At 45.9% G+C, this 25,347-nt stretch carries 22 protein-coding genes; 9 read left to right on the top strand and 13 right to left on the bottom strand.

Features of this window, described 5'->3' with window-relative positions; all coding sequences use genetic code 11:
- Nucleotides 1–23: 23 nt before the first annotated feature.
- Nucleotides 24–602: an RNA polymerase sigma factor RpoE gene (rpoE, locus tag AC1HDP_RS17340; RefSeq protein ID WP_140931514.1), complete on the bottom strand. Its 579-nt coding sequence runs from the start codon at nt 600–602 to the stop codon at nt 24–26.
- Between the two features lie 295 nt (nt 603–897).
- Between rpoE and nadB the strand changes: the two genes are divergently transcribed.
- Nucleotides 898–2,511, top strand: coding sequence for an L-aspartate oxidase (gene nadB / locus AC1HDP_RS17335; protein WP_479639713.1), 1,614 nt, complete (start codon nt 898–900; stop codon nt 2,509–2,511).
- A gap of 20 nt (nt 2,512–2,531) precedes the next feature.
- Here the strand turns inward: nadB and AC1HDP_RS17330 are convergent, their stop codons facing one another.
- The 9 genes from AC1HDP_RS17330 to rppH form a co-directional block, all read right to left on the bottom strand.
- Nucleotides 2,532–3,035, bottom strand: a complete 504-nt coding sequence (locus AC1HDP_RS17330; RefSeq protein ID WP_479639712.1) for a protein YgfX — start codon at nt 3,033–3,035, stop codon at nt 2,532–2,534.
- The gene (locus AC1HDP_RS17325; RefSeq protein WP_140934010.1) at nt 3,016–3,255 is read right to left on the bottom strand and encodes an FAD assembly factor SdhE; all 240 of its coding nucleotides are present in this window, start codon (nt 3,253–3,255) and stop codon (nt 3,016–3,018) included. Before AC1HDP_RS17325 ends, AC1HDP_RS17330 begins: the two co-directional genes overlap by 20 nt.
- Nucleotides 3,256–3,357: 102 nt before the next feature.
- Nucleotides 3,358–4,263: a transcriptional activator NhaR gene (nhaR, locus tag AC1HDP_RS17320; protein WP_479639711.1), complete on the bottom strand. Its 906-nt coding sequence runs from the start codon at nt 4,261–4,263 to the stop codon at nt 3,358–3,360.
- Nucleotides 4,264–4,623, bottom strand: coding sequence for a hypothetical protein (locus AC1HDP_RS17315; RefSeq protein ID WP_479639916.1), 360 nt, complete (start codon nt 4,621–4,623; stop codon nt 4,264–4,266).
- Between the two features lie 32 nt (nt 4,624–4,655).
- Nucleotides 4,656–5,831: a Na+/H+ antiporter NhaA gene (nhaA, locus tag AC1HDP_RS17310; protein ID WP_479639710.1), complete on the bottom strand. Its 1,176-nt coding sequence runs from the start codon at nt 5,829–5,831 to the stop codon at nt 4,656–4,658.
- Nucleotides 5,832–5,954: 123 nt separating this feature from the next.
- Nucleotides 5,955–6,749 carry a thymidylate synthase gene (thyA, locus tag AC1HDP_RS17305; RefSeq protein WP_479639709.1) on the bottom strand — a complete coding sequence of 265 codons (795 nt, stop codon included), beginning with the start codon at nt 6,747–6,749 and terminating at the stop codon, nt 5,955–5,957.
- A 278-nt stretch (nt 6,750–7,027) separates the two neighbouring features.
- On the bottom strand, nt 7,028–7,828 hold the full coding sequence (locus tag AC1HDP_RS17300) for a sulfite exporter TauE/SafE family protein (protein WP_479639708.1): 801 nt from the start codon (nt 7,826–7,828) through the stop codon (nt 7,028–7,030).
- Nucleotides 7,829–7,987: 159 nt separating this feature from the next.
- Nucleotides 7,988–10,240: a phosphoenolpyruvate--protein phosphotransferase gene (gene ptsP / locus AC1HDP_RS17295; RefSeq protein ID WP_479639707.1), complete on the bottom strand. Its 2,253-nt coding sequence runs from the start codon at nt 10,238–10,240 to the stop codon at nt 7,988–7,990.
- Between the two features lie 12 nt (nt 10,241–10,252).
- Nucleotides 10,253–10,771: an RNA pyrophosphohydrolase gene (gene rppH / locus AC1HDP_RS17290; RefSeq protein ID WP_479639706.1), complete on the bottom strand. Its 519-nt coding sequence runs from the start codon at nt 10,769–10,771 to the stop codon at nt 10,253–10,255.
- A 906-nt stretch (nt 10,772–11,677) separates the two neighbouring features.
- Between rppH and mutH the strand changes: the two genes are divergently transcribed.
- From mutH to AC1HDP_RS17275, 3 genes are all read left to right on the top strand, one after another.
- Nucleotides 11,678–12,352, top strand: a complete 675-nt coding sequence (mutH, locus tag AC1HDP_RS17285) for a DNA mismatch repair endonuclease MutH (RefSeq protein ID WP_479639705.1) — start codon at nt 11,678–11,680, stop codon at nt 12,350–12,352.
- Between the two features lie 197 nt (nt 12,353–12,549).
- Nucleotides 12,550–13,560 (top strand): adenylate/guanylate cyclase domain-containing protein, encoded by a 1,011-nt coding sequence (locus AC1HDP_RS17280; protein ID WP_140931492.1) that lies wholly within the window; start codon nt 12,550–12,552, stop codon nt 13,558–13,560.
- A gap of 10 nt (nt 13,561–13,570) precedes the next feature.
- Complete coding sequence (locus AC1HDP_RS17275) at nt 13,571–13,912, top strand: cysteine-rich CWC family protein (RefSeq protein ID WP_479639704.1); 342 nt, start codon at nt 13,571–13,573, stop codon at nt 13,910–13,912.
- A gap of 58 nt (nt 13,913–13,970) precedes the next feature.
- On the opposite strand, the gene oxyR is transcribed toward AC1HDP_RS17275, so the two are convergent.
- The 3 genes from oxyR to mnmL form a co-directional block, all read right to left on the bottom strand.
- Nucleotides 13,971–14,882 (bottom strand): hydrogen peroxide-inducible genes transcriptional activator OxyR, encoded by a 912-nt coding sequence (gene oxyR / locus AC1HDP_RS17270; RefSeq protein WP_479639703.1) that lies wholly within the window; start codon nt 14,880–14,882, stop codon nt 13,971–13,973.
- Nucleotides 14,883–15,030: 148 nt separating this feature from the next.
- Complete coding sequence (locus AC1HDP_RS17265) at nt 15,031–15,396, bottom strand: Hpt domain-containing protein (protein WP_479639702.1); 366 nt, start codon at nt 15,394–15,396, stop codon at nt 15,031–15,033.
- Nucleotides 15,397–15,652: 256 nt separating this feature from the next.
- Complete coding sequence (mnmL, locus tag AC1HDP_RS17260; RefSeq protein ID WP_479639701.1) at nt 15,653–16,603, bottom strand: tRNA modification radical SAM protein MnmL/YtqA; 951 nt, start codon at nt 16,601–16,603, stop codon at nt 15,653–15,655.
- A 508-nt stretch (nt 16,604–17,111) separates the two neighbouring features.
- On the opposite strand from mnmL, the gene gltB reads away from it, so the two are divergent.
- The 5 genes from gltB (at nt 17,112) to AC1HDP_RS17235 (ending at nt 25,347) form a co-directional block, all read left to right on the top strand.
- A complete protein-coding gene (gltB, locus tag AC1HDP_RS17255; protein WP_479639700.1) occupies nt 17,112–21,560 on the top strand; it encodes a glutamate synthase large subunit in 4,449 nt (1,482 codons plus the stop codon).
- A 6-nt stretch (nt 21,561–21,566) separates the two neighbouring features.
- Nucleotides 21,567–22,982 (top strand): FAD-dependent oxidoreductase, encoded by a 1,416-nt coding sequence (locus AC1HDP_RS17250; protein WP_479639699.1) that lies wholly within the window; start codon nt 21,567–21,569, stop codon nt 22,980–22,982.
- Nucleotides 22,983–23,223: 241 nt separating this feature from the next.
- Complete coding sequence (gene mtnN / locus AC1HDP_RS17245) at nt 23,224–23,916, top strand: 5'-methylthioadenosine/S-adenosylhomocysteine nucleosidase (protein WP_479639698.1); 693 nt, start codon at nt 23,224–23,226, stop codon at nt 23,914–23,916.
- Nucleotides 23,917–23,971: 55 nt separating this feature from the next.
- Nucleotides 23,972–24,946 carry a cobalamin biosynthesis protein gene (locus AC1HDP_RS17240; RefSeq protein WP_479639697.1) on the top strand — a complete coding sequence of 325 codons (975 nt, stop codon included), beginning with the start codon at nt 23,972–23,974 and terminating at the stop codon, nt 24,944–24,946.
- An 8-nt stretch (nt 24,947–24,954) separates the two neighbouring features.
- Entirely contained in the window at nt 24,955–25,347 is a 393-nt protein-coding gene (locus AC1HDP_RS17235) for a DUF2721 domain-containing protein (protein WP_140931476.1), read from the top strand.

Here is a 25,347-nt window from a genome sequence, read left to right as displayed (position 1 = left end):
GTTCACCTGTTTTAGCATTGGCATTAATTTTCCAACAAGGGCTGTAATTGCTTATCTATAGTTTCACGGGCACGAAATATTCGTGAACGTACGGTACCCACAGGGCAATCCATCACTGTTGCAATTTCTTCATAACTTAGGCCATCAAGTTCCCTTAAGGATATGGCCATTCTTAACTCGTCGGGCAAGGTTTCCAAAGTCGCAAACACTACATTGCGAATTTCATCAGATAACAATAGTCGCTCTGGTGAATCAAATTCTTTGAGCGCATCAGCGCCATCAAAGTATTCGGCTTCTTCAACATCGACATCATTGGCAGGGGCTCTTCGACCTTGTGAGGCTAGATAATTTTTAGCAGTATTGACCGCAATTCGATACAACCAAGTATAAAATGCGCTTTCCCCACGAAAATTAGCTAAGGCTCTGTAGGCTTTAATAAAGGCCTCTTGCGCTACATCGGCAACATCTGCTTGGTTACGCACATATCGAGAAATAAGGTTAATCACTTTTCCTTGATACTTTTGTACTAGCAGATTAAATGCGTTTTTATCGCCCTTTTGTACTAGCTCAACGAGTTGCTGATCACTTAGTTGTCCACCCATTCGAGCTGACTTCTCCCAAATCTAAATCTCTGATTTCTTAGGTGCTCGAATCATTTACCCTTAAATAGACTCGCATCCCTGATAAAAGTTCTGAAAATTTAAATAAAAATTAAAATTAAGTCATAAACATCTCGTTTACGAACAAATAATGAGCTCTCCATCACAGAGCTGTTGCTTTTCAGCCCAAACTAACTTCTGTTGTTGCTTCTGTTGCTATCTGAACCCTTGCTAGCGGTAGGCACAAGCTAAATCTTGGTTTACCATAGCCAAACCGAGAATGCTACGCATAATACCCATGAAACCAGCCATTGAACACCAATCAGACATACTAGTGATAGGTAGCGGAGCGGCAGGGTTAACCCTAGCGCTACACTTAGCCGAGCACGCTAGTGTCACCTTACTCTCTAAAGGCCCTCTAAATGAAGGCTCAACCTATTATGCTCAAGGCGGTATTGCTTCAGTCTTTGATGAAGAGGATACCATTGAGTCCCACGTTGCCGATACTTTAGTTGCAGGCGCGGGTCTGTGTGATGAAGCAGTCGTCACTTATACCGCTAGCAATGCCCGCTCAGCAATGCAGTGGTTAATTGATTGCGGCGTGGCTTTCGATATGGAAGAAGGTGTGCTCAATGAGCAAACTCGCTACCACTTAACCCGTGAAGGTGGCCATAGCCATAGACGCATCTTGCATGCCGCCGATGCTACAGGTAAAGAAGTCCAACTAACCTTACAACAACGCATCCTTGAACACCCAAACATTCAGGTGCTCGAGCGATATAACGCCATTGATTTAATCACCAGTCGCAAGTTAGGTCGCCCAGGCAATCGCGTGTTAGGTGCTTATGTGTGGAACCGCAATAACGAGCGAGTTGAAACCGTTAAGGCCAGATTTGTGGCCTTAGCAACAGGCGGCTCATCTAAAGTGTATCAATACACGTCTAACCCAGATGTCGCGAGCGGTGATGGCATAGCTATGGCATGGCGCGCAGGTTGCCGTGTAGCCAACATGGAATTTAATCAATTCCATCCTACCTGTCTTTATCACAGCGAAGCACGCAACTTCTTACTGACAGAAGCGCTGCGCGGTGAAGGCGCTTACCTGAAACGTCCTGATGGCACGCGCTTTATGCCTGACATAGACCCTCGCGCCGAATTAGCGCCGCGTGATATTGTCGCCAGAGCCATAGACTATGAGATGAAACGCTTAGGTGTGGATTGCGTATATCTTGATATCACCCATAAACCGGCTGATTTTATTATCAAGCACTTCCCCACCATCTATCAGCGCTGCCTAGAACTGGGTATGGATATTACTAAAGAGCCCATTCCTGTGGTGCCTGCCGCTCATTACACTTGCGGCGGCGTGATGACAGATTTACATGGCCAAACCGATCTTAGCGGTCTCTACGCTATTGGCGAAGTGGCGTACACTGGCCTTCATGGCGCTAATCGTCTTGCCAGTAACTCACTGTTAGAGTGCTTAGTGTTTGCTCGAGCCGCCGCTGAAGACATTCAATCCTTACTGCATAAAGTGGCCGACCCAGGCCAGTTACCGCCATGGGATGAAAGCCAAGTGACTAATTCTGATGAAGAAGTAGTTATTGCCCATAACTGGCATGAATTGCGCTTATTTATGTGGGATTACGTAGGGATTGTGCGCTCTAATAAACGCTTAGAGCGGGCGCTGCGCCGCTGCCATTTATTGCAGCAAGAAATCCAAGAGTACTATAGCAATTTCAGAGTCAGCAATAATTTGCTGGAACTGAGAAACTTAGTACAAGTGGCTGAATTAATTATTCTCTGCGCCATGGAGCGCAAAGAAAGCCGCGGCTTACATTACAACTTAGATTACCCAGAACTGGCTAAAGTGGCTAAGCCGACTATTTTAGAGCCTGCCAAGCATGTGTAAGGCTTCTTTAACAAAATCTTTTAAGCGCCTGCGGGCGCTTTTTTGTAGTTAAGTAATAATCGGCATAAGTCGCGATACTCAGTCATAGACAGCATATCGGCGCATACCCACAGCCACACTCGCCCTTGTTGGGTATCAATCGCAAAGCAGCAAAACCACGGGCATACCCAAGGCCTAAAGGCTAATTGCATCTTAAGGCTTAGATTATCACTCGCCATAACTTGATTATGTTCGTGCAAATTTGCAGGCGCTAATGATGAAGACGGCGCAGGCATCCAATAATAAAACCCCTGACCTTGAGCATTGAGACTAAAGCGTTGCTGCCAAGCGCGAAAACGCCACAATTGCCAACATCGAACCATTAAGATAGTGCCAAGAATGAGTGTAAACAGCAGATAAATAATGAAAGGTAAATCACTCGGCCAAGCCAGCGCCGTCAAACTTAATAACAATAATCCGAGCCACTGACTGATTAGCCAATGGCGCGAGGCGGCAATGACAAAGTTATGCGGCTGGGCGCCCACGAACTTTCACTACCATGGCAGCAAGTTCAGGATCGCTACATAATTCATGACCCATAAACCAAGCAAATAAATCAGGATCTTCGTTGGTCAGTAAGCGGATAAAGCACAGCTTATCTTCAACGGTTAGGCACTCATATTGCTCGTTAACAAAAGGCTGAAATAGCACGTCAAGTTCTAGCATACCGCGTCGACATGCCCATTTAACCCGTGAAATATTCATCAGTTCTGTCACCTTCTTACTCCTTTAATGATGGTTCTGCGTTGAATGCAATCAAGATAACACTGGAGGCATGATAACATCGCCCCAGTGTTTCCAGCGCCTTTAAACCTGCACTCGCACATCAAGTCCGGCAAATAGCTCAGTAAAATCCGTTTTGAGTAAGCGTTTTAACGCTGGATGTTTAATCATGCGCTCAGCAAACATCACATGAAATTCTTGCTGAATTTGATCGGATTGACCAATCAATTGAATATGACTCGCCTCAGGATCTTTTTGATAAATCGTCGGCGCCACAAAAATACCTTGATGGAATAACCCAAAGGATTTCATCATGGCAGAATCATCAAACTCGCCTAAGATTTTGACGTTTAACCCATTATCATCAAACCAGCGATGTAATTGTTGCCCCACAGAAGTCTTACGACTCGGCATCAACAAAGGTTGCTCTTCTAAACACGCAGGAAATGGCCGAGTCACCGGTTTACTGGAAAAAAAGCCGATATTGCATTGGCCCAATTTCTTTGACAGGATTTCAGGATATTTAAGCGATTCACCCGCGCAATCAGACAAAATCATATCAAGCTTATGATCGCGTAAACGATTCATTAAACTGTCATGGGTAGCCTCAAAGCAGGCTAAGTGAATAGAATTATCAGCTGGCATAACCGATAAAATAATCCGGCTCGCCAAAGCTTTTGATAACGCATCGGCAATGCCAACCTCAAATAAGATGTGCTGCTCGCGCTGATAATTAAGAATATCGAGCATTTCATAACTGAGGTTAAACATCTTGTCGGTATAGCGAAATACCAGCTCGCCAAGTTCAGTGGCTTCTAAACGCCGGCCGACGCGCTTAAATAATTCACCATTAAGGCGACCTTCTAAGGCGCGAATTTGGCCCGTCACAGTTTGCGGCGTAAGGCACAGAGCCTCCGCCGCTAACGTAACTGAACCATGGCGCTTAACCATCCAAAAGTAATACAGATGGTTATAGTTAAGATGCGACATTTACTTTACACGCTGACAATCAAGTAAGTTAACCATAACTTCTGTCAGTGCATCTTGGGTGGTCACCACCCCAGTCGTCACAGCTTCACTCACGGCCGCAACTAATACGCTTCTATCTGGAATTCTATCGGCGCAATAAACGCGATTAGCTTCCTTAAAGCGATTACCACCGCGATATTTTAATGCCCGCGATTCGTAATCCGTAGGCTCCAAACGCTTACCTACTGATTTACCTTTAAAGATCAAGGCGCCGTCAACTATGCCGTCTAAATAGCTTTGGCATTCCAAAGCATTAACATCTTTATTGCAGCTTTGCAGTTCTTGGATAACAGGCACGGCTTGAGCTTGAGTGCCCCACATGAGCGCCACTAGGGCAAGGATCATTGTTTTTTTCATTTTACGGCTCCTTTCGCTGGTAAGACTTTGGATAACATAAAATAACCCACAACCGCGGCAATACATGATCCCATCAAGATACCTAAGCGCGCGAGATCGCCATAATTACCTAGAGTTTGCTCAAACGCTAACGATGAGATAAACATCGACATGGTAAAACCAATACCACACATAATGGCCACAGGGAAAATATGGCGCCACGTGATGCCAGATGGCAGTTCAGCTAAGCCCAGTTTCACTGCAATAAAACTAAATAACATCACGCCAATTGGCTTACCTAAGGCAAGACCCGCGGCAATCCCTAATGGCACAGGTGACAACAGCATATCTAAGCTCATATTGCCCAGTGATACACCAGCGTTAGCAAAGGCAAACACAGGCAGAATTAAGAAGGTGCTCCAAGGGTGCAAGCTATGCTCTAAATGCTCGGATGGCGAGCTGCCATCTTTGGCACGCATAGGAATACTGATGGCAATAATTACGCCCGCTAAAGTAGCATGTACGCCAGATTTCAGTACCGCGACCCACAAGATTAAACCGATAATCCCATAAGGCGTTAATGAAGTAACACCACTGCGATTAAGGGTAAATAGTCCAGTAATAGCCAGACCTGCAATAATCAGGCTGATCACAGATAAATCTGAGCTATAGAACAAGGCAATAATCACGATAACCCCAAGGTCATCAATAATTGCCAAGGCTAATAAGAAAACTTTAAGGGCAACAGGTACGCGATTACCCAGCAGCGCCATTACACCTAAGGCAAAGGCAATGTCAGTGGCGGCAGGGATAGCCCAGCCATTTTGCGTAATTTCGTTGCCATAGTTAAACAACAAGTAAAACGCCGCAGGAACTAACATGCCGCCAATAGCAGCGAAGGTTGGCAGTGAAGCTTTGGCCACACTTGAGAGCGCGCCTTCTAATACTTCACGCTTAACTTCTAAGCCGATTAATAAAAAGAACAAGGCCATTAAGCCGTCGTTAATCCATAGCAATAACGGCTTATCAATATCCAGTGCGCCAAAACGCACCTGCATCGGAGTGTTTAAAAAGCCATCGTAAATAAATGCTAGTGGTGAATTTGCCATTAACATTGCCAGAGCGACAGCAACTAGCAGTAAGATGCCCCCAGCTGACGGTTGACCTAAAAAATTGCGAAGTGCTTTTTCCATAATGAATCTCCTATCTATATTAACCTTAGTTTAACTAAGCTTGCAGAGTAAGAATAATCGCAAGAATAAGCCTAACACCTCGGTAAAACCGAGGTATTAGTCGCTTTTCTAGGTTTGTCGCCGTTAAATTGCCACTGGCGCCTTAATATGTGGGTGCGGTTCATAGCCTTCAAGTTCGAAATCTTCAAAGCGATAACCGAATAAAGACAATGGCTTACGCGTGATTTTCATCACAGGTAATGGCTTAGGGTCACGGCTTAATTGCAACGCCGCCTGTTCCATATGGTTGTTGTATAAATGGGTGTCGCCACCGGTCCAAACAAAATCACCTAAGGCTAAATCACATTGCTGCGCGACCATCATGGTCAATAAGGCGTAGCTGGCGATATTAAAAGGTAAGCCAAGGAAGACATCACACGAGCGCTGATAAAGCTGACAAGATAACTTGCCGTCAGCTACATAGAATTGGAAAAATGCATGACAAGGTGCCAATACCATCTTATCAAGTTCACCTACGTTCCATGCAGATACGATTAATCGGCGCGAATCTGGCTGGGCTTTAATATCCGCTATCACTTGGCTAATTTGGTCGATATGACGACCGTCAGCGGCCGGCCAACTGCGCCACTGCGCGCCATACACTGGGCCTAAATTACCGTCAGCATCTGCCCACTCATCCCAAATTTTTACTTGGTGTTCATGTAAATAAGCAACATTGGTGTCGCCTTTTAAAAACCATAATAATTCATGGATAATCGAGCGTAAGTGACATTTCTTGGTAGTGACTAAAGGAAAACCTTGATTTAAGTCAAATCGCATTTGATGACCAAAGACTGAGCGAGTGCCAGTGCCGGTGCGATCAGACTTGTCTGTGCCCTTATCTAAGATATGTTGCATAAGTTCAAGATATTGCTGCATTAGCGTACCACCTACCTTCAAAAAAATTAAAATAAAACATGGAGATAATAAGATTCTGCGAGTTAACACTCGACTGAATAATTTGAGCTCTTTAGGGTTTACACCATTAGACACTCAAAAATTCACTCCAAAAACGATCCACAAGCCTGTCGTTATTCGTTTGCGGCTAGCGCGCTACAATAACAGAAATATGCTCATTTCGGCTTAAGTGAAAAGAATTTATTGTAACGCCATCACTTAAAAATTCGCGGGTAAGCAAGCACAATGAGCATCCAGTCTTAACTAAGTAACAGCTTTACACCTATGACTATCAATAGCAGTGCAAAAATACGTTTTAGAATGGGTGTTGGCCAGATGCTGGCGGCTTTAGCGCCAAGAGGAGCGGTTAATACTGAGGTTGAAACAATGGCAAGTAACGCAGGCACATAGATGTAGCCTAAGGTGCCAGCAGGTAAAGAGTGAACGTCCCAACCGGTAGTGATATAACCCAGTGAGCCAAAGAAGGCTATCACTATGCCTATCATAGACGAAGTCCCCACAGCTTTGGCCATGGCTAAGCCGCACCAGACTAAAAATGGCACCAATAATACCCCGCCGCCTATCCCCATTAATCCCGAAATCATGGCAATGATAATACCGATGACAAAGATAACGCTGTTAGAGGGTAAGCCCGCTGCGGCGTTAACTTTAAGGGGAAACCACATATTGATGGCCATGAGCATGACAAAGATAGCGAACACTTGCTGTAAATAGGCGCCCAAAAAGGCCTTAGCAATAAATCCCGATAAAAACGCGCCTATGACTATGCCAGGTAGTAACGCTTTTAATACCGTAAAATCAACGTTGCCGCGCCCCCAGTGAGCTTTGGCCGAAGATGCTGAGGTTAATATGATGGCGCTAAGCGAAGTAGCAATGGCCACATATAATAAATGAGGTTCGCTGATACCAACCTTAGGCAATAAATAGAGTAAGGCTGGCACTATGATAAGGCCGCCGCCTATGCCTAACAGGCCAGCCAGAAAGCCCACGAATGAGCCTAAAATTAAGCACCAAACCATCAACCAAACTATAGTGTCCATGTCTTATCCATTTTATTATTATCAGACAAATACTTAAGCTGCTATCCGTTCACTAAGCTTACTGTCACTCGTAGTGCTAACGCTTCACTCTCTGCATTTTCAGTTAATGCTGTGCAGTTAACGCTAAGCGATTAAACCAATGCAGTTAAACCAATGTCGTTAAATCAGCCCAGCTAAGCCGCGTTGATCTAAAAACATCAGCAAATGCTGGCGCACAGCATTACCGTCATGCAAACGTAAAATCTGCTCCAGCATGGCACTTAAGTCGGTGCGAGAAATGCGCCGCAGTAAATAATTGACCCGCGCTAGGCTTCCTTGGTTCATGCTGAGTTTATCAAAACCCATGGCCACTAAAATTAACGCGCCTAAGGTTTCACCAGCGAGTTCACCGCAAACACTCACTTCAAGTTGATTTTGTTGGCAATCAAAACTCGCGCGGCGCAGCGCCCGCAGAAAGCCTGGATGGTAACTATCATACAAGCTACTGACCCTAGGATTATTTCTATCAACCGCTAACAAGTATTGGGTGAGATCGTTAGTGCCGACCGAGACAAAATCCAACAATTGCGCCAATTGATCTATCTGGTACAGAATAGCGGGCACTTCAATCATGGCGCCTACTTTCGGGCGGCGCAGCAGCACTTCACTATCAAGATTAATTTCTTGCCAGGCTTGATCAAATATCGCTAAGGCTTGCTCGACTTCATCTAGGCAGCTCACCATAGGTAGCAAGATATAGAGCTCAGAGGCTTGGCCAATACTCGCGCGTAGCATGGCGCGGATTTGAATCAAAAAAAGCTCAGGGTGGTCTAACGATAAACGTATCCCGCGCCATCCTAAAAACGGATTATCTTCATTGATAGGAAAATAAGGCAGCGGTTTATCACCGCCGACGTCTAAGGTGCGCAGCACCACGCGCTTACCATTGGCCGCGCTTAATACTTGCTGATATACCGCCATCTGCTCAGCTTCTGACGGGAAACTTTGCTGCAGCATAAATAAAATTTCAGTGCGATAAAGCCCGATGCCATCGGCGCCATTAGCAAGATCGTTAACCACGCCGCTAATGAGGCCGGCATTTAAGTACAGCTGAATTCTGTAGCCATCTAAAGTGCAGGTAGGTAAAGCTAATTCTGCGGCGTATTCTTTGGCTAAGGCTTTTTCCTCCGAAATAAGCATGCGATATTCACTGACTACCGCGGGGCTTGGCGACACTAATAACTGGCCACGGTTGGCATTGATGACCATTAACTTGTTATTTAAGTCGGCATCAAACAACTGCTCAACACCAACCAGCGCCGGAATGCCTAAGGCGCGCGCTAAAATAGCGGCGTGAGAGTTAGTTCCGCCCCACTCAGTCACAATACCTGCAAGCTTTTGCGGTGAAAACTCTGCCAGCATGCCAGTGGTGACTTCTCTTGCGAGTAAAATCACAGGTTTATCTAATGATAAGGCAACGCGCTCAGGCTCTATCAATTGCCTTAACACCCGCATGCCTAAGTCGCGGATATCCGCGGCTCGGCCTTTAAGGTACACTTCTTCCATGTTTTCAAACTGTAAGATGTAGGCGCAGCACACGCGGCTAACAGCGGTTTCGGCGCGCCAGCCTTGATTAATGCTTTGCCTAAACTCGCCGCCAAGGCTCGCATCATCAAGCAGCATCTGCATGGCGGTAAATATTGAGCTAATGTCTTGATTTAGTTCATGTTCAAATCGAGACGCCATCACACTTAAATCATCACGACTGCGCTGTAAGGCACTCTCTAAGCGCGCTAACTCTTCATCGAGATTGTCACAAGGTAAATCAGGTTGGGCAATAGAAATTTCAGCGCCGAGAACTAGACCATAAGCTATGGCTATGCCTTTGGAGGCCGTTTTGCCATGGTATAAAATCTGATGCTGAGCTTGAATGGCACCATAGTTTTTATAGCGCTGCTGCTTTTGTTTTTGCGAACTAATGGCCATAGCGAGCTGCGCGGCTAAGGTCATTAAAAATGACTCTTCATGCTCACTAAATGATCGCGCCTCAGTTTGTTGCACCACTAATACGCCGACTACCGCTTTTTGATACACCACAGGCACAGCTAAGAAAGCTTGATAGTGTTCTTCGCATACTTCGGGGATAAGTTTAAAACGGGGATGCAAATGGGCATTAGCGAGGTTGAGCACTTCTTCTTTTTGTGCCACCAAGCCCACTAAGGCTTGATCAAGGGGAACACTCACTTGCCCGACCGCCGAGGCTAATAAGCCATCGGTGGCGGATAAGAGCAGCTGTTGCTGCTCAAGCAAATAGATAGAACAACAGTCAGTATTCATCGCCTGCTTGGTTTGAGTCACCAGCAGAGTTAACGCCTGCTCCAGATTTGGGGCCGAGGCAACAGCTTGTGTGATGTCTCTTAGCGTATTTAACACTGACCCCGTCTCCTAGTTGCGGTAGCGAGTACGCCGCCGCTGCGGCTCCTTCGCTTGAAATGATAAAGCAATTTGAGAAAATTCCTTCATGACCTTTCTATATACTTCGCGTTTAAATGACACCACTTGTCGCACTGGGTACCAATAATTAACCCAGCGCCAATCATCAAATTCGGGATGACCTGATGAATTTAAATTGATGGCACTTTCTTGGCTTTTCAACTGTAATAAAAACCATTTTTGCTTTTGGCCAATACACATTGGCTTACTATCTTGACGCACTAAGCGTTTAGGTAAGCGATAACGTAACCAAGAGCGACTACTGCATAAGACTTGTACGTGTTCAGGCCTTAAGCCTACTTCTTCGTAAAGTTCACGGTACATAGCCTCTTCAGCGGACTCGCCATCATCGACACCGCCTTGCGGAAATTGCCAAGAATGTTGTCCATAGCGCCTGGCCCACATAACCTGGCCAAATTGATTACAGATGATGATGCCCACATTTGCGCGAAAGCCGTCGCTATCAATCACATGGACTCCACAATAGCATAAAATTAATGGCTTCGATTGTTTCACAAAGCGGGGCTGGCAGCAATTGCTGATTAACTAAGGGTTATGGATAAATCAAGCATTTCACACTTATTTATCAACAAAGCATGTTAGCTAACTTGAGCGTTATCCACAAAATCTGTGGATATCTCTGTTTGAAACTCGGTAAAAACTCACTATTACTAAGATCTTGCCAAAATATTGTGACTAACAGTCGCCAATCACAGCAAGCATAAGTGACTGTATTTAAATGTTTTTAATTAAATATCTTTTGGTTATTTATTGAGAAAACTCAAAATCGCTCAATAATCGTACTAGCCTAAAAATCGGCAATAATCGGTACATAAGCTCACCAAGTTATTCACAATATAATTTTAAAACCGTCTCAAAAAACAATTTTAAGGCGGAATTTAGGCTTGACCTGAGCTATTTGATCCTTTATAGCAGTGAAAAAATGGCACTTATCCAACAAACCTGTGGATAACTATGTGAGGAACGGTGGGGCAAATAGCGAGTAACTGAACGGCAAAATAGCATAACTAAGTAAAAGCTTTTAATTACATCAAGTTAAGTTAAAATTTTAGTTAAGGTTATCCCCTCTAAAATAATTGCTTACTTTTTAACCGGTCAGTAATTCGCGTTCAATTTTTTGTGGCTGTTGTCGATATGTGTCTCTTTAGGTAGTTGCGCTGCTATATAAGTGCTTATTTCTATAAATCTATTTCTATGCGCCTATTTATCTAGACTAATTTTCATATAGGCTTATTTTCAAATAATCGTCATTCGCTGACGTTAGCAAGGCTAAGGCTGACAACGTAAGTTCGCTATCAGCATTAACCGCAGCCGCTTGAGTATTGAATCAATGAGAGAGTCTGCTAAAATTCCGCCATGAATAATACTAAGCACTCACCGCAAACCTTAGCGGAATTACTCGAGCGCGCCGATAACATGGCGGGTATGACCTTAGCGCAATTGGCTCAAGCCAATAACATAGTCATGCCAGCCAATCTGCAGCGCCATAAAGGTTGGGTTGGGCAGTTAATTGAGTTGGAACTAGGTGCCACGGCGGGCTCTAAACCTGAGCAAGATTTCCGTCATTTAGGCGTTGAGCTTAAAACCATCCCCATTAATGCCGCAGGCAAGCCACTTGAAACCACTTATGTGTGTGTTGCGCCGCTTAACGATATTCAAGGGCTGCGCTGGCAAGACTGTTTGGTGAGTCATAAATTGCAGCAAGTGCTATGGGTACCGATTGCTGGTGATCGCCACATTCCTTTAGGCGAGCGGCGCATTGGCACGGCGTTTTTATGGCAACCCTCGCCTTCGCAGTGGCAGCAATTGCAGCAAGACTGGGAAGAAATCATGGAGCTGATTGCCACCGGCCAAGTCAATCAGATTACTGCGCGCCATGGCGAAGTGCTGCAACTGCGCCCAAAGGCTGCCAATAGCCGCGTAAAAACCATTAGTATCGATAGCTTAGGACAAAAGCAACTCAGTAATCCACGCGGCTTTTATTTAAAGATAAACTTTACCGCCGAAATTTTGAGTCAAGCGTTCCAATAACCTTCTGCGCCGCTTGCAGTATGAACTTTTCGTCATATTCTCTACATTTATTGATCTTGATCACGAATTAATCTTCTCAAGTTGTCGCGTTTTTCTATAAACTAACGCCTTCTGCAATATGAGGCGTATTTCCCCTAGTGATAGTCAGTCGTCAAGTCACAAAATTGCTTTTCGCTATACTAGCGTGGACCGTGGCCATGGCCGCTTTTGTCTTCTTTCGCTATGCCCAAAGCCCAGAACTTCCTCAGTGGGCCGTTGGCAGTGGCGATCTCGCCACACTTGCCATTTATATGGGTATTATCTTTGGCTCCCTGCATTGGTTATCTAACTTAATTGCTGACTTATCAGCGATTAATCGCCTGCCCTATCTGTTTTCAGTGATCTTTAAAGGCCTGTTTTTATTACTAGGGGCCACAACCTTAGCTTATATGACCCAGTATCTAAACATGTGGGCCATTACTAATCATATGACGACCCTCAGGCAAATGCTGTCGGTGCATATTCTCTATACCCCATCATTTCAGGCACTGATCATCTATTTAGTGGTAGTGCGCATTGGCCTCGCCTTTATTGAGCAAATGAGCTTATTGGTTGGCCCTAGGGTGTTACTCAATATTGGCTTAGGTAAGTATCATCGTCCGCGCTATGAGCAGCGACTGTTTTTATATTTAGATATGGTGGCTTCAACCACTCACGCGGAAACCTTAGGTGATTACCGCTTTAGTCGCTTAATTCAAGATAGTTTTAGCTTGTTGGCTGAAACTGTGGCTAATAATGATGCCGAAATATACAGGTATATGGGCGATGCAGTACTGATCCATTGGCCATTAAATCAAGGCATTAAGCAGGATAGAGTGATGAATATCTATTTTGACTTTAGCCAGCAGCTCAATTGGCAGCGCCATTATTTTGAAGAGCATTACGGGTTTGTGCCAAAATTTAAGGCGGCGGCCCATTGTGGCCAAGTAGTGGCCGCTGTGGTTGGCGTGCATAAACAAGAGATTAGTTTCTTCTCGGATGTCATCAATACCTTAGCGCGCTTGCAAGATCAGTGTAATCCTTTAGGTCAGCGCATGCTGATTTCAGGTAATCTTGCCGAATTATTGAATATGGATGACAGCTTGTATCGCCTCAATAACTTAGGCCAAGTACAGCTCAAAGGTAAGCAACATACCACTGAAGTCTTTGGTGTCAGTAAGAAGCAATAAGGCAGTCATAATGGGAGAAAGTAAGCCGATGAGCACTGAGCCAGACGCAAATCTCGCCGCAAACCAACCTACTGCGAGCACAGCAGCTATAAGCAAAGCGCCTATCAATGAGGCACCAGATAGCCAGATTTGCCCTCGCTGCCAAGCCAGTAACCAGTGCGCTGTGGCCTCTGGCGCCAACATTAATGCCTGTTGGTGCCTTAATATCACTTTTCCTACCCGCCCAGCGGCAAGTACTTCTGACTTAACCCTTGAACCAAATGCTGTTATTCGCCCTGACGCTTGCCTGTGCCAGACATGCGCCGAGGCGATATTACAGATTCAACACTTAGCCCGCGAAATAAAATCCTAGCCTAAGTCCTAGTCCTAGTCCTAGAAACAGACTAGATATCCGCTTAACTTTAAGCAGCTTAACGGCCACCGGCTTCTAATAAACTTTGAATTTCTAAACCTAAGGTTCTAAAGGTTAAAATTCGACTGGTGGTTTGGCGCCACACTAAGCCGATATCGCGATAAGGTGCTTCCCCTGGCGGATCAAACACGCATAAATCGGTATTAGATAAGATACCTGAATCAATGGCCATTTGGGGCAAGAAAGTCGTACCTAACTTGCTATCCACCATTTGCACTAAAGTGTGCAAACTCGTCGCCGCAAACGGATTAACCTTAGCGCTATCCCCTAACTGACAAGCGGTAATCGCATGCCCTGTGATGCAATGCTCGCTTTGCAGCAAGAAAATACTTTCATCGGGCAGTTGCTGATAATCAATAGGCACATGCACACCTTCTTTTAAGTCGCAATGCATCACCATCTTAAACGGGTCAACCCCAACCTTCATGCTATGAAAGCCTTGGGTATCCACAGGTAATGCCAGCAGCAACAAATCAAGCTCACCTTTACCTAAGGCACCGAGCAACCTGTCGGTGGTCTCTTCTTTAAGCAATAAAGTAAGTTCTGGGTAGTTAGTCTGACAATGGCGCACTAAGCGGCTTAATAAAAACGGCGCTATGGTTGGGATACAACCTAAACGTATGGTGCCTGTCATCGGCGCGCCTTGGTTTTGTACTAATTCGACTAAGTCATCCACATCTGTCAGTAAGTTACGTGAGCGGCGCACCACTTCTTCGCCAATGGCGGTAAACATAAACGATTTATGGTCACGCTCAATGAGCTGATGGCCTAACTGCTCTTCCAGATTTTGAATACCACTGGATAAGGTTGACTGACTCACATGGCAAACCTTGGCGGCGCGATTAAAGTTTTGTTCTTGATGAAGATGAACTAGGTAATACAAATTTTTAAGGCTGGGAAGGTGTTTCATGAATTCGATTGCCTTGTGCAGTTTAAATTCAAAAGTCCTATTACTTTAGCATACTCCTAGCGCTTAGATTCAAGTGCCACCTCACAGTTATTAAACGCGCGCCTATAAAAAAAGAGGCCCTAGGCCTCTTAATCAAACAGTCGCAAGCTTAAGCTTGAGATTCAAGATAAGCCTTAAGGCTTGCCAAATCTTTAGCACTAAATTCAACAATGTTACTTAACCACACACAGTGCAGTTCAGGCCATTGCTCTGATTCACCGTGTTGTAATAACTGCGCGAATTGCTGGATTCGCTTCATTCCTACCGATCCCGCGGCACCTTTAAACTTGTGGGCTTCTGCGCATAAAGTTTCCTTATCGGAAGCTTCTTGAGCTTGGATTAAATTGCCGACATATTCTGGTAATAACTGCTCAAACAACACCACACTTTTTAATAAGGTGGTTGCGCCAATGGCATTGCAATATTGTTGGAGCGTGTTTAAATCCAAAACTGTGTCTAAATCGGCTTGCAACATGTAATTGTCCTCGAAATGCTAAGCGTGAGATACATCATGATACCTCTTACCGTTAAAGGCGCAAGCCTTAAACCTTGCTAAATATGCGCCTTAAATCACAGCCAATCATTTAATCGCGTCAAGTTTTGTGCAGAATCTTTAGCAGATGGTCACTTTCTCGGCAATATGCACGAAATTAAATAATCTCTTTTAAAATTAGATAATTACTAATTACAACTAAATAGAATGTATGATTATGCTGGCATTAATCACCAGTCTAATCGCGACTTAATGCCTGCCCTTGGCCACCAAACTCTCGTAGATTATCTTCAATGGCAACCATGGCATCCCAGCGGCGACTACACCAATCGGGCGCGAGTAACATAGGGCGCTGCGCGTACGCGGCAACTCGATGATAAATAATATGTTTAGGGGTAGCGCGGATCATCTCCCCCACACTAAAGGCATAATCTTCTAGCGCCATAATAGTGAGTTTATCGCTGCGCCATGCCTTAGCCATAGTGCTGCCTTCAACTATGTGTAGCGGGTGAATTTTCAACCCATCTATGCCTAACTCCAGTACCTGCGTTAAGGTCTGCATATAATCTTGATGAGTTTCACCAGGCAAACCCAAAATCAAATGGGTACAGACCTTAATACTAGCGCGGCGAGCGCGCGCTACAGTATCGGCATATTCTTGCCAGCCATGACCACGATTAATGCGCTTTAAGGTCTGCTCATTCGCGGTTTGCAGCCCAAGCTCGAGCCAGACTTCGAGCCCCTTGTCTTGGTAATCGGCTAATAATTCAATCACAGCATCGGGGACACAATCTGGGCGAGTACCAACAGCAAGACCAACGATATGCTCATCTTTAATGGCTTCATCGTAGCGCGCCTTTAATAAGGCGTATTCATCATAGGTACTGGTATAGGCTTGAAAGTAGGCGATGTACTTATCATTGGCGACATCTTTGTTGTTACCTAAGCCTTTAGCTTGCCTATCTCTTTGTCTAAATTTGCCTTGGCTAATTTGCTCGCTAATACCAAGGTCGGTGCCAGCTTCGTGGCTAAAAGAAGATACATTGCAAAAGGTGCAACCACCGCGGCCTAAGGTGCCATCACGGTTCGGGCAAGTGAATTTAGCATCGATAGTCAGCTTTTTAACTTTTTGACCAAAACGTGCTTTACAGGCGGCGCCATAGGTATTGATGTATGAATCTAGGCCCACAAATCCTCCTAAAAATCGGTTATTGTAAGAGAATTTGCTGATCTTCGCAGCCGTTATCCATACAAAATGCTGAAGTTGACAACTAAATATCCTAAGCCATTGATTAACCACAGTGATAAACACTAGCTATCAAGCTAACTCTCCTATAAATCGCAGTGATTGCCTCTTGTTGTAGCGAAAAGCTTGAGATAGCGATTATTCACTGTATCTGCAATAAAACTCATTATTTCATAAATAGGCATAATTGATGAATTCACACAGCGCAACAAATAAAATCCATTTAAAACAATGGCATTAATAAATTTAAGCACGTTTACGTCAACGTAAGCTTAAGTAAGGAATTTTAAGCTAATTAGATTATTATTTACCGTTTATGCATTTTTGCATTTGACCTTTGTCTAATGTCTCGATAATTTGGAGAGTCCGGGCATTGGCTAGTTAGTAGGCGACTTACATTAGCGCTGACTCCTCTCCCGCTCAGTTAAGTCGTATCAAGGGAGATTTTCGTATGAGCTTATATCATCCAAGTTTCGAGAGAGATAACTGTGGATTTGGCCTAATAGCCCAAATGGATGGCGAAGCCAGCCATAGAATTATTCGAACCGCCATTCAAGGTTTGGATAGGATGAAGCACAGGGGTGGTGTGGCAGCGGATGGCGCCACCGGCGATGGCTGCGGCTTGCTGATGCAATTGCCCGTCAAATTTTTCCAAGCCATTGCCGATGAGCAAGGCTGGCACTTAAGCCGCAAATTTGCGGTCGGCATGCTATTTTTAAACCCAGACCCTGACTTGGCCGAAATGGCCAAACAAGTGATACACAAAGAACTCGAAAAAGAAACCTTAAGTATCGCTGGCTGGCGCGATGTGCCTATCAATACCACAGCCCTAGGGGCGACTGGCCTTAAGAGCTTGCCAAACATTACCCAAGTGTTAATCAATTCGCCCATAGGCTGGCGCGAAAAAGACTTAGAGCGCCGTTTATACATGGCAAGGCGCCGCATCGAGCAGCAATTGCAGCATGACTCTGAATTTTATATCCCAAGCTTATCTGGGCAAATCATTGTTTATAAAGGGCTGATGATGCCTGCGGCCTTACCTGTGTTCTATCCAGATTTAGCCGATTTACGTTTGCAAAGCGCCATTTGTCTGTTTCATCAGCGCTTTTCAACTAACACTTCTCCAAGATGGCCACTGGCGCAACCCTTTCGCTATTTAGCTCACAATGGGGAAATCAATACTATTACTGGCAACCGCCAATGGGCAAGAGCGCGCGCCTATAAATTTAGCTCGCCATTATTGCCAGATTTACAAATGGCGGCGCCGTTTGTGAATGAAACTGGCTCAGACTCATCGTCCTTAGATAATATGCTCGATATGTTGCTCTCAGGCGGCATGGATTTATTCCGCGCTATGCGCCTGCTTATTCCACCAGCATGGCAAAGCAATCCAGAAATGGATGATGATTTAAAAGCCTTTTATGACTTTAACTCTATGCATATGGAGCCATGGGATGGCCCTGCTGGCATAGTTATGACCAATGGTCGTCACGCGGCCTGCGCGGTTGATCGCAATGGTTTGCGACCCTCGCGTTACGTCATCACTAAAGATAGAATTTTAACCTTGGCCTCGGAAGTGGGAATTTGGGATTACGCTCCTGATGAAGTCATAGAAAAGGGGCGCGTTGGCCCCGGTGAATTGTTAGTGCTTGATACCTTAGATGGCAAATTGTATCAATCTCTTGAAATTGATAACGATCTTAAGCGTCGCCATCCTTATCGCCAGTGGATGACTAAAAACAGCCAAGTGCTCACGCCCGCCGAACAATTGCCCCAAGGCAAGCAAGGCAATAGCGAGTTTTCAGCGGCTAAATTACTGCAATACCAAAAGCTATTTGGTTATAGCCGTGAAGAGCTCGAGCAAATTGTGTGGGTGCTGGCCAGCAAAGGCGAAGAAGCCATAGGCTCTATGGGTGATGATACCCCTATGGCCGTGCTCTCGACTAAGCAGCGCTCTTTATTTGATTATTTCCGCCAAAAGTTTGCTCAGGTGACTAATCCGCCAATTGACCCATTGCGGGAAAAACACGTGATGTCACTGACCACCTGTGTTGGCCGTGAGCAAAACTTATTTAATGAAACCACAGGCCATGCTTATCGCGTTATGTTTGGCTCGCCAGTTTTATTATTCAGCGATTTCAATCAACTGCTGACACTCGATAAAGCCAACTATCGCGCTGACACCTTAAATCTGTGTTATGACGCCAACGAAGGTTTAGCTCACGCCATTAAACGCATTACCGATGAAGCCGAGCGTCTGGCGCGTATGGGCACTTGCCTGTTGGTGTTATCCGATAGAGCCATCGGCAGTAAATGCTTAGTGATCCCGGCCATCATGGCGGTGGGCGCTGTGCAGCAGCGCTTAGTTGATAACAGTTTGCGCTGCGATACCAACATAATTGTAGAAACCGCTACCGCCCGCGATCCACATCATTTTGCGGTATTACTCGGCTTTGGTGCGACCGCCATTTACCCATATTTAGCTTATGAGTCGATTGCAGCATTAGCGGCGCGCAATGGCGAGCAGCATTCAACTGGGCTAATGATCAATTTCCGCTCAGGAATTGATAAGGGGCTGAGAAAAATCATGTCCAAAATGGGCATATCCACTGTGGGCTCATATCGCTGCTCACAATTATTTGAAGCCGTTGGCCTTGCCGATGATGTGGTCGACATGTGCTTTAAAGGTGTGATTAGCCGTATTCAAGGCGCGAGTTTTAGCCATATTGAGCAAGACCAGAAACAACTGCATAAGCTTGCCTTTCAAGCCCATATGCCTCTGCCCCAAGGCGGCTTACTTAAATATGTAGAAGGCGGCGAATACCACAGCTTTAATCCCGATGTCGTCACTCACTTGCAGCAAGCCTTAAATAATAAAGATGGCGAAGCCTATCAACGCTTTGTTGATGCCGTGGATAACCGCCCAGCGGCAGTGCTGCGCGACTTATTAGCGTTAAGTACCAGTCAAACGCCCGTTGAGCTATCAAGCGTAGAGCCTGCCTCTAAGCTGTATCCACGCTTTGATACTGCCGCCATGAGTATTGGCGCCTTAAGCCCTGAGGCTCACGAGGCGCTGGCGGTTGCCATGAATCGTTTAGGTGGTCGCTCTAATTCTGGCGAGGGCGGCGAAGATCCGTCGCGCTTTAACAGTGAACGTAACTCAGCCATTAAACAGGTGGCATCGGGCCGCTTTGGCGTAACCGCCCATTACTTAGTCAATGCCGAAGTGCTGCAAATCAAAATTGCTCAAGGCGCTAAACCTGGTGAAGGCGGACAATTGCCAGGGGATAAAGTCAGCGTTGAAATTGCAGGCTTAAGGCACTCACGCCCAGGCGTTACCCTGATCTCACCGCCGCCGCATCATGATATTTACTCCATTGAAGATTTGGCGCAGTTAATCTTTGATTTAAAACAAATCAATCCAAGAGCCATGGTGTCAGTCAAATTAGTCTCTGAACCTGGTATTGGCACAATCGCCACCGGCGTAGCTAAAGCCTACGCCGATATGATTACTGTCTCTGGCTATGATGGCGGCACTGGCGCTAGCCCTATTTCATCGGTGAAATACGCAGGTAGCCCGTGGGAGCTGGGTCTTGCTGAAGTGCATCAATCATTAGTGACTAATGGGCTGCGCCATAAAATTCGCCTGCAAGTCGATGGTGGTTTAAAGACCGGGCTTGATGTCGTTAAAGCCGCCATGCTCGGCGCTGAGAGCTTTGGTTTTGGCACGGCCCCTATGATAGCGCTAGGTTGCAAGTACTTACGCATTTGTCATCTAAATAACTGCGCTACCGGCATTGCTACCCAGAATAAACAGCTGCGGGATAATCACTATCACGGCTTGCCGCAAAAAGTGATGAACTACTTTGAATTTATCGCAGAAGAAGTCAGAGGCTATTTAGCTCAGCTCGGCTTTACCCATTTAGAACAGTTAGTCGGGCGCTGCGACTTATTAACTATGACGGTTGGCGCTACCGCTAAACAAGCGGCCCTTGATTTATCTGCGGTGTTATATCAAGCCACCCCACCAGCAGGCAGCGGTTTAGTGTGGCGGGAGCGCAATCCACCCGAAGATATTGGCGCATTAAATCAGCGAATTATGGCCGATTGTGAGCAAGCATTAACGGAAAAAACAGCCCTTGAGCTTAGTTACACTATCGCCAATACCGACCGTTCAGTAGGCGCTACCCTGTCTGGTAACATAGCGCGCTTATATGGCCGTCAAGGCACTAAAGCTAACATTCACCTTAAATTACAAGGCACGGCAGGGCAAAGTTTTGGGGTATGGAATAGTCAGGGCTTACACATGTCCTTATGTGGCGATGCCAATGATTATGTAGGTAAAGGCATGTCTGGCGGCCAGTTAACCCTATTTCCGCCCCATGGCAGTAACTTTAAAACCGAGCGTTCTGCCATCATAGGTAATACCTGCTTGTATGGCGCCACTGGCGGTAAATTATTTGCCTCCGGCACCGCTGGTGAGCGCTTTGCTGTACGTAACTCGGGCGCTATTGCGGTCGTTGAAGGAGTTGGCGATAACGCCTGTGAATACATGACAGGCGGCATAGTGCTAGTGCTGGGTAAAACTGGTGCTAACTTTGGCGCCGGCATGACAGGTGGCTTTGCTTACGTGTTTGATCAATACAATAAGTTTGATAAGCGCTTAAACCGCGAGTTAGTTGATAGCCAAGCCGTGAGCTCAAGTATTCACCAACAGCACTTAAAAGCCTTAATTCAGCAACATGTGGCCCTCACCCACAGTGAGCATGGCGCCATGATCTTGAACGATTTTGAAAATTGGATTGATTGCTTTGTGCTGGTTAAGCCCAAAAATATCGATGCCGCCGACTTATTAACGCTGGATTCCACCAGCTCTCCTTTAGCCGTCAAAGCAGGGTAATCAGCCATGAGCAATGATTTTCAATTTATCGAAGTGCAACGTCATGATCCGGCTAAACACCCAATAGCTCGGCGCGCAAAAGAATTTATTGAGATTTATCAGCCGTTCAAAAGCAATGAAGTGGCCACTCAAGCCGATCGCTGCCTAGATTGCGGCAATCCTTATTGCGAGTGGAAATGTCCGCTGCACAACTACATTCCTAATTGGCTTAGTCTTGCCAAACAAGGTCGTATTTTTGAAGCAGCAGAACTCATGCATGAAACCAATACCTTGCCGGAAGTGTGTGGCCGCGTATGCCCACAAGACAGGCTATGTGAAGGCGCATGTACCCTTAATGATGACTTTGGCGCTGTCACTATTGGTAGCGTTGAGAAATACATTACTGATACCGCAATTGCCCAAGGTTGGCGCCCTGATTTAAGCCAAGTGATTGCAAGGCCTGAGCGAGTGGCCATTATAGGCGCGGGGCCTGCGGGTTTAGGCTGCGCTGATATTCTCGCCCGTAACGGCATTAAGCCTGTGGTATTTGATAAATATCCACAAATTGGCGGCCTACTTACCTATGGCATTCCGGCCTTTAAGCTAGATAAAAGCGTAATGGCGACGCGCCGCACTGTCATGGAAGGCATGGGTATACAATTTCGCTTAGGCGTCACCATAGGTGAAGATATAGATTTTGATACCTTACTCAGTGAATTTGATGCTGTGTTTTTAGGTATGGGCACTTATCGCGCCATGCAAGCGGATTTACCCGGTGAACAAAGTAGCGGTGTCTATCAAGCCCTGCCGTATTTGATTGGTAACACCAATCAATTGATGGGGCAAAACCACAGTGAATTTCCTTATCTTAATTTACACGGCCAAAAAGTCGTGGTGTTAGGCGGCGGCGATACCGCCATGGATTGCGTGCGCACCGCCATTCGCCAAGGCGCCAGCCAAGTGACCTGCGTCTATCGCCGCGATGAAGCTAATATGCCAGGGTCACGCAAAGAAGTGCAAAATGCCAAAGAAGAAGGCGTGACCTTTTTATTTAATCGTCAACCAACGCAAATTACCGCGCAAGCGGGCACAGTGGTGGGATTAGAGTGCGTTGAAACTAAGCTTGGCAGCAAAGATGCCTCAGGGCGTCAGCGCCCAGAAGTTATCGCTGGCAGCGAGCAAATATTGGCAGCCGATGCCGTCATTATTGCCTTTGGTTTTCAGCCAAGCCCTGCCCCATGGTTTGCTGACTTTGCCATAGCGACCGATGACAGTGGCAAGGTAAAAGCCACTCACACCACTGAGATGCCATTTCAAACTAGCCATCCTAAAGTATTTGCTGGCGGCGATATGGTGCGCGGCTCAGACTTAGTCGTGACTGCTATTGATGAGGGGCGTAAGGCTGCGCTTGGGATTTTAAGCTTTTTAAATGAAGCCTCATAACCACTAACACTTAAAGCTCAGCGAAAATCCAACCACCAGCAGCGCCCATTGAGGCGGCTGGTGGTTATTTACTTAACAAGCACTAAGCCCCGACCTCCCTCACCCACTCCCACATTCCCGCATGGCTACTAACGTCTCCCTCTTGCATGTGCTACTGCTGCGCTAAAACCGCTAGCCACACTTTTTTCATCTCGCTAAAAACGCTATAGTAGCGCCTTTATCTCATTGACAAGGCAACACCATGAAAATCGGTATTATTGGCGCTATGGAGCCAGAAGTGGCGCACTTAATAGCCGCCCTCACTAACAGCGTAGCGCACACCATTGCTGGCATAGATTTCGTTGAAGGCGAACTCAATGGCAAACAAGTCATAGTGACTCGCAGCGGCATAGGTAAAGTAGCGGCTACTATCGCCACTAGCTTACTTATCGATAGATTCGCGCCTGATGCAGTTATCAATACTGGCAGCGCGGGTGGCTTTGTCGACAGCTTAGCTATTGGCGACATTGTGATTTCAAGCGAAGTTCGTCATCACGATGTGGATGTGACTGCCTTTGGCTATGAAATCGGTCAAATGGCGCAGCAGCCAGCCGCCTTCATCGCCGATGCTAAATTAGTGGCCGCCGCCAAAGCCGCTATTAATGAGCTGGGTGAAGTAAAAGCCATTGAAGGCCTCATCACTACGGGTGACAGCTTCATTTGCGACCCTGCCCGCACTAAAGTCATGCTGCAAAACTTCCCAACCATGACCGCTTGCGAAATGGAAGGCGCGGCCATTGCACAAACTTGTCATCAATTTAAGGTGCCATTCGTGGTCATTCGTTCACTGAGCGATAACGCCAATAATGATTCACCTGTTGATTTTGATGCCTATATTGTAAAGGCGGGTTATCACTCGGCCTTAATGGTAATGGCGTTACTTAAGCAGCTGTAAGCGCGATTATTAGTTATATGGTCACCACTAACAGCGGCAATCACTTGAGACGATTATGGACAATCGCATCCTAGAGACGTTACTGCAGGACAGCGCACTCCTTGGTTCTTTGTCGCTGTTATTATTGACCTTAATACTTGCTTATCTGGTGCCACTGCCCTTGGCACTAGACCCAAGATACTACTGGCAGCAGCTATGCCGTTTACTCGGCGCTAAGACCTGTAAACCCACCAATTCTAGGTTTCAACAAGCGCTCGCGGGCACTTTAGCCGCGCTATTGCTGATTGTGCCTTGGTGGCTAATGTTAATCTTGCTGCCAATGCTCGCTTATTATCCGTGGTTTTTTGAAGGCTTACTGCTGTATATCAGCTTTATTGGCGTGCAAGTCAATCGCCAAGCGCGCCGCATTCAGGGCTTATTATTAACTGGCGAAAAAGATACAGCCAAAATCCAGTTACAAACGATAACGAATGCCGATACTCACGCCTTATCTGTGATAGGGATCAGTAAAGCGACAATTGAAGCGCAACTAACCACGCCAGCACGCACCTTAGTTACAGCTTTATGTTATTTTCCTCTTGGCGGCGTCGCCTTAGTGTTACTAGTGCGTATGATTAATGAGCTCGCTTTTTGTTGGCCCAAGCAAGACCCTAAGTATCAATTTTTTGCGCAATCTATATATACGCTCGATAAATGGTTGCAGTGGCTGCCTGAACTGATTTGGCAATCGCTGGTGGCCTTGCTCTATCATCAGCCCATGGCCATAAGTCAGGCGTTTGTAACCCGCAAGCAAGAATTACCGCAAATTTTAACCTTAGGTGCGCGCAGCTTAGCCACTAGCTTAGGTGGGCCACAAATGTTTAGCGGCCAAAAGGTTGTTAGACCTAAATTGGTATATGGCACAGAGCCTTATGCCGCCACGATTGACATGGCTTATCGGCTAACTCGCCGCTGCCAAGGTTTTATTATGTGTTTTTGTTGCAGCTTGCCCTTGATATGGATAGCGCTGCGCTTAGCTGCCCCTGCGTAGGAAATAATATGCTTATTGATGTTGCCCCCTTATCGTTAACCACTCCCGCGTTGCTGTTCCCTGCTATTTCACTGTTATTACTGGCTTATACCAATAGATTTTTCTCATTGGCAGCCTTAATACGCAATCTGAGTAGCGGTAAAGTTCCTGTGCAAGACGCCCAAATTAAAAATTTTCGCCAACGCATCAGCTTAATTCGCCGCATGCAGGAATCTGGCGTGGTAAGTTTTGCCTTGTGCGTATTATGTATGATGATGATTTATCTTGGATTTAATAAGAGTGGCTCATTAGTGTTTGGCGCCAGCTTATTGTTATTACTTTATTCATTGATTTTATCTGTGGTTGAAATTCGTATTTCAGTGGACGCCCTTAATATCCACCTCAAGGACATGAGCCGCTAA

This window comes from Shewanella sp. ISS20 (assembly GCF_056522965.1).
The sequence above is the reverse complement of the archived record's forward strand: the minus strand, read 5'-3'. Positions and strand labels throughout refer to the sequence as shown.